Origin of the sequence: Novosphingobium sp. YAF33, assembly GCF_052113265.1 — a bacterium.
In the GTDB taxonomy this organism is placed as follows: domain Bacteria; phylum Pseudomonadota; class Alphaproteobacteria; order Sphingomonadales; family Sphingomonadaceae; genus Novosphingobium.
Map to the genome: position 1 here is coordinate 1 of NZ_JBFRCW010000043.1, position 1,528 is coordinate 1,528.

The window sequence follows — 1,528 nt, forward strand, 5'->3', positions numbered from 1 at the left end:
CCACGCCGGCACCGCCCGGAACAGACAACAAAACACGCTTCAAGGCTGACACGCTCAGCCCTCAATGGTGACGCGGGGTGGAGCAGCCCGGTAGCTCGTCAGGCTCATAACCTGAAGGTCGCAGGTTCAAATCCTGCCCCCGCAACCATTTTCGCCCAGGTCCGATCGTCCCGCTCCGTCCGGCGACGTCCACGGGCGATCATTTTCCCAACCATATCAAATATTTTTGACCATCCCGCCGGGCCGTCATGCGTCCCGCTGCGGCCCGTTCAATGCACCCAGAGCCATTTGAATTGGGGGTATTTTTGGGGGTAGCATTTGGGCCGATACCCCCAGATGGACACGGCCCATGGCGCTCACGGAACTCGAGGTCAAATACGCGGCAAAGCGCGGCAAGCCTTACAAGCTTGCCGATGGCGGCGGATTGCATGTTCTCGTCCATCCAAACGGTTCCAAGCTGTGGCGCATGAAGTACCGCTTCGCCGGCAAGGAAAAGCTTCTCAGCTTCGGTCAATACCCCGACGTGTCGCTGACCGCGGCCCGTGCCAAGAGACACGAAGCACGCCAACTGCTGGCGCTGGGCAAAGACCCCGCCAAGGTCCAGCAGGCCAAAGACGAGGCGGAGGCTCGTACCTTTGAGATCGTCGCGCGTCAGTGGCACGCTCGCCGCGTGGATAGTCTCAATCCCGCCCATGCGAAGCGTCTCCTGGCGCGATTGGAACGCGACGCGTTTCCGGCGATCGGGTCCACTCCCATTGCCGGCGTGAAGGCGCCCGAGATACTGGCGGTGATCAAGGCCGTCGAAGCGCGCGGCGCATTGGACGTGAGCAGGCGCGTACTCCAGTCGATTGGCCAGATCTTCCATTATGCGATCGCCGAAGGGTTTGTTGAGCACGATCCCTCCGCGCATCTGACAGGTGCGCTCAAGGCGCGTCCCAAAGTGCAGCACATGGCGCGGCTCCCACTGCAGCAACTTCCCGAACTCGTGCACGCCATTCAAAACTATGACGGGGAAGAGGATCCCCGGCGCCGCGAGATTACGCGAGAGGCGATGCTGTTCACGCTGCTGACCTGGTGCCGGACCAGCGAGACACGCTTTGCGGCCTGGCACGAGTTCGAGAACCTCGACGGCGCGAACCCGCTCTGGCGGATCCCCGGCGAGCGCATGAAGATGGACCGCGAGCATATCGTCCCGCTCTCGCGTCAGGTCGTGTTGCTCCTCCGGCGCCGCCTGCGCGCGACCAACGGCGAAGGGCTGGTGTTTCCGGGAACCAAACCGAGTAGTCCCATCTCGCAAAACACCATGATCTACGCCTGCTACCGGATGGGCTATCGCGGCCGGCAGACGGTGCACGGCTTTCGCGGCATGGCCTCGACCTGGGGTAAGCGGTCAAAATCCCCCACATTTTCAGAAGCTCTGAGGTTGGTAGTTTCGTCGCATTGAACGGCGAGGTTACCAGTGAGTGATGAAATTGATTTCGAAACATGTTTCGAAACGAGCGCCCCGGGTCAGGTGCAGCGGCTTGGC

1 protein-coding gene and 1 tRNA gene are annotated in these 1,528 nt (G+C 61.6%); both read left to right on the forward strand.

Annotation, left to right across the window (positions count from 1 at the left end):
• Positions 1–71 precede the first annotated feature (71 nt).
• Positions 72–148: transfer RNA gene (locus tag AB4Z00_RS26520), tRNA-Met, on the forward strand.
• A 201-nt stretch (positions 149–349) separates the two neighbouring features.
• Positions 350–1,444: a tyrosine-type recombinase/integrase gene (locus AB4Z00_RS26525; protein ID WP_442047900.1), complete on the forward strand. Its 1,095-nt coding sequence runs from the start codon at positions 350–352 to the stop codon at positions 1,442–1,444.
• Positions 1,445–1,528 lie beyond the last annotated feature (84 nt).